Source organism: Neisseria sp. P0022.S010, from assembly GCF_051956635.1.
Genome location: NZ_JBQCXF010000300.1, coordinates 1 through 3,528 on the forward strand (window position 1 = coordinate 1; position 3,528 = coordinate 3,528).

4 protein-coding genes are annotated in these 3,528 nt (G+C 45.0%); 3 read left to right on the plus strand and 1 reads right to left on the minus strand.

Annotated features, from left to right (window positions below; all coding sequences use genetic code 11):
• Positions 1 to 852: 852 nt before the first annotated feature.
• The gene (locus tag ACTHUT_RS15685) at positions 853 to 1,149 is read right to left on the minus strand and encodes a hypothetical protein (RefSeq protein WP_440419005.1); all 297 of its coding nucleotides are present in this window, start codon (positions 1,147 to 1,149) and stop codon (positions 853 to 855) included.
• Here ACTHUT_RS15685 and pyrB point away from each other — a divergent pair.
• From pyrB to ACTHUT_RS15700, 3 genes are all read left to right on the plus strand, one after another.
• Positions 1,148 to 2,068 carry an aspartate carbamoyltransferase gene (gene pyrB, locus ACTHUT_RS15690; RefSeq protein WP_188213381.1) on the plus strand — a complete coding sequence of 307 codons (921 nt, stop codon included), beginning with the start codon at positions 1,148 to 1,150 and terminating at the stop codon, positions 2,066 to 2,068. The genes ACTHUT_RS15685 and pyrB overlap by 2 nt on opposite strands.
• A gap of 10 nt (positions 2,069 to 2,078) precedes the next feature.
• Positions 2,079 to 2,537, plus strand: a complete 459-nt coding sequence (pyrI, locus tag ACTHUT_RS15695) for an aspartate carbamoyltransferase regulatory subunit (protein ID WP_003749219.1) — start codon at positions 2,079 to 2,081, stop codon at positions 2,535 to 2,537.
• 193 nt (positions 2,538 to 2,730) lie between these two features.
• Positions 2,731 to 3,396 (plus strand): hypothetical protein, encoded by a 666-nt coding sequence (locus ACTHUT_RS15700; RefSeq protein WP_440386608.1) that lies wholly within the window; start codon positions 2,731 to 2,733, stop codon positions 3,394 to 3,396.
• The last annotated feature ends 132 nt before the right edge of the window (positions 3,397 to 3,528 follow it).

Here is a 3,528-nt window from a genome sequence, read left to right on the forward strand (position 1 = left end):
AACGAGTCGTTGACGGCGGTGGTGTGCGGGAAGATGAAGGGGAAGGGTAGTTGTGCGGACGGCGAGGAGATATTTAGGGGTAATGATGCGGAGTGTAAGCCTTTTATGGGGTGACAATAGGGTGGAAAGGAGATAAGAAAGTAAAGCTCGGGCACGTCTTTTGGTAGGCTGCTCTTAACCTCGAGTACTGCATTATTGTCTTAACCCGTTTTATTATTTTGACGAACTGAATATTTCAAATCCAGTACCTTATGTTGACACTGCCACCAGCCGGCAGAAGGTAATGCCCTGATCAGAACTATTGGAAATTAACTGTAAATTGAGCAGAAAAAGTTTGAAAGTAGAGAAATTGGTAGTTTAAGTTATTGATGCAACATTATTCAGATGGCCCGAGTGGTCATGGGTAAGGACAATAAAAGATAAGGCTGCAGACAAATTACACCAAGCAAAGATAGCATTGTCTGCAGGGTAAAAAGCTGGTTGATACAGCAAACAGATATCTGTGTATCTATTTTGAAAGGCTATATCGAGAAACTGCACATCACTCCGTCAATATCGACAAGATAAGGTATAGCAGAATGCACGATCAAAGGCTACGGCGGCAAAACAGATGGCACCTAGAAAAACATCAGCTACAGACCTGCATTATCGCAAACCCCTTTGCAACAACTCATCGACGGAAACGCAAATCAAACACAACCGAATATTTGTTGAAAAACCCGTTATGTAGTTGAACAAAGCTTTGTTACGTTTCACTGTAAATCAGGCTGTGAACCTAATTTGCTTTAGGCAACATGGGTGTGCAACGCTATTCGAAAGCGATATGTTTGAATCGTTGAACCGGTTAACAGCTTACTTGCGCTTGTTTGCTCCTACAAGATGCGAGTATTGGGAAGATAAAAGGAAACTGTCAAATCCCTGTGTTTGAATTTTGGCTGTTGGGGATGAAGGATTTTTTGCAAAGGTCTTAGGCCGTCTGAAAACTTGATAGAAGCAGTCGTCTGTTAAATATGCGATAATGCGGGAGATTTCATGGGTGTGGTAGAAACATGGTTGAGACTGTCCGGTGGGAATTATGCCGGACAACGATGGAATCGGTTTGCTTGAAACGCCCGCTTTGCGGGTTTTTTTATGGGAAGGAATGGTCATGCCTAATCCGCTTTATCGGCAACATATTATTTCAATTTCAGATTTGACGACGGAGCAGCTCGAATTGCTGCTTCAGACGGCCTTGAAGTTGAAAAAGCAGCCTCGTGAAGATTTGCTTGAAGGCAAGTTGATTGGTTCGTGCTTTTTTGAACCGTCCACCCGTACGCGTTTGTCTTTTGAAACGGCGGTACAGCGTTTGGGTGGGAAAGTTATCGGTTTTTCCGATGGCGCGAATACCAGTGCGAAAAAGGGTGAAACGCTTGCGGATACTGCGAGGATTATTTCCAGCTATACGGATGCGATTATTCAGCGACACCCGAAAGACGGTGCGGCCCGTGTGGCGGCCGAGTTTTCGAGCGTGCCCGTGATTAATGCCGGCGATGGTACCAACCAACATCCGAGTCAGACGCTTTTGGACTTGGTAACGATTTATGAAACGCAGGGCAGTTTGAGCAATTTGAAGATTGCGATGGCCGGTGATTTAAAATATGGCCGTACGGTACATTCATTATGTCAGGCGCTGAAGCGTTGGGGTTGTGAATTTGCGTTTGTTTCCCCTCCCAGCTTGGCGATGCCGGACTATATCACTGAAGAGCTGGAAGAGGCAGGTTGCCCTTATCAAATTTTGCCCGGCTTGGAAGAAGCGGTCGAATGGGCGGATATTTTGTACATGACCCGCGTTCAGCGTGAACGTTTTGATGAGCAGGAATTTGCCAAAATCCAGGGTAAATTCAATCTTGATGCGTCAATGTTGGCAAATGCCAAACTCAATTTGCGCGTCTTGCATCCTTTACCGAGGGTAGATGAAATTCATCCGAATGTGGATAAAACACCTCATGCCTATTATTTTGAACAGGCAACCAACGGTGTGTATGCACGGATGGCGATTTTGTCTTTGGTATTGAACGAAGAAGTTTAAGGAGCGAAAGATGGAAAACTCAAAACTCAGCGTGGAAGCGATCGAACAAGGTACGGTCATTGACCATATTCCTGCCGGTAAAGGCTTGGCCATTTTAAGGCAGTTCAAGCTGTTGCATTATGGCAATGCAGTAACGGTTGGCTTCAATTTGCCCAGCAAAACGCAGGGCAGCAAAGACATTATTAAAATCAGCGGCGTATGGTTGGATGCCAATGCGGCAAACCGTTTGGCTTTGTTTGCCCCTGAGGCAGTGGTCAACAAAATCGATCGGTTTAAGGTCGTTGAGAAACAGCATTTATCATTGCCGGATGAAATTTCGGAGGTATTCCGCTGTCCGAATACCAATTGCGCCAGTCATGGCGAGCCGGTCATCAGCCGTTTTTATGTCCGCTCACATCATGGGCAGACGCGTTTGAAATGTCATTATTGCGAAAAAACCTTCTCGCGTGATTCGGTTGCCGAAGCCTGATAAAAATCTCAGGCCGTCTGAAAATACGGCTATACGGTTTGAGTTGTTTGCTTGATACATTAGATGATAAAAAGCAAGATATTAAGCCAAGTTGCGTTAAAATTACGTTAAAATGATGCCTTCCGGGTTGATGACATTATTCGCCCGAAAGGCATTATTTTTTAATAACATGATACGAAATGTAGGAAAACTCATGCACTCATCCATACAAAGCCGGTTTGCCCCAATTTTATACGTCTTGATTTTCTTTGCCGGATTTTTAGCCGCACAAGTTTGGTTTAATCAGCAAGCCTATTTGGCCAATCTTCCCCTTTTGGTTACAGCCATTTCTGCCGTTGCATTTGTTTGGTTGATTTGGGCCGTCGTCTCTGCGCGATCCAAAGCTAAAAGCAAGATGTTGCACCGTGAGCAGCTGATTCAAAAAGAGAGCATTCATCCGGTTTTACATGCGACGTTGCAGCGTTCTGACGGTCAAACGGATTTATTGGTTTTGGTTGTCCGCAATAGCGGTAAGGGCTTGGCGAAGAATGTGCGTTTTGAGGCAGAGCCTTTGCCGGATCACTTGCCGAGCAAGCTGGTTGCCGATGCAGTGATGCGCTTGGAAATGTTTTCCGGCGGCGTGGATATGCTGGCATCGGGCGAATTGTATGGCGGCGTGTTTGCAAGCATGTTGGCGCTGGCTGCCGAATTGCCGGATCAGACATTTGGCGGCGTGTTGAAACTGAAGGCCACTTATGAAAATGCCTTTGGCGATCAATGCACTTCTGAAAGCATTTTGGATTTGAGCATACTGAATTTCAATTTGTCAGAAATTAAATCCAGCGGCGAGCAAAAGCCCCGCAAGAAATTGTTGTATTGATATTCAAAATATGCAGGCCGTCTGAAACCGAAATACTTGTTTTCAGACGGCCTGTTGTTATTTTTCAAATGATTTTTGAAGAAAAAGAGGCGTATCGGGTATAATAATCAAAGAATTCGAAACGGATTGTCA

Bases quoted from the DNA above. Each gene is read 5' to 3' on its own strand.
- pyrB (WP_188213381.1), top strand. From the start codon at position 1,148: ATGCCTAATCCGCTTTATCGGCAACATATTATTTCAATTTCAGATTTG.
- ACTHUT_RS15685 (WP_440419005.1), bottom strand. From the start codon at position 1,149: ATGACCATTCCTTCCCATAAAAAAACCCGCAAAGCGGGCGTTTCAAGC.
- pyrI (WP_003749219.1), top strand. From the start codon at position 2,079: ATGGAAAACTCAAAACTCAGCGTGGAAGCGATCGAACAAGGTACGGTC.
- ACTHUT_RS15700 (WP_440386608.1), top strand. From the start codon at position 2,731: ATGCACTCATCCATACAAAGCCGGTTTGCCCCAATTTTATACGTCTTG.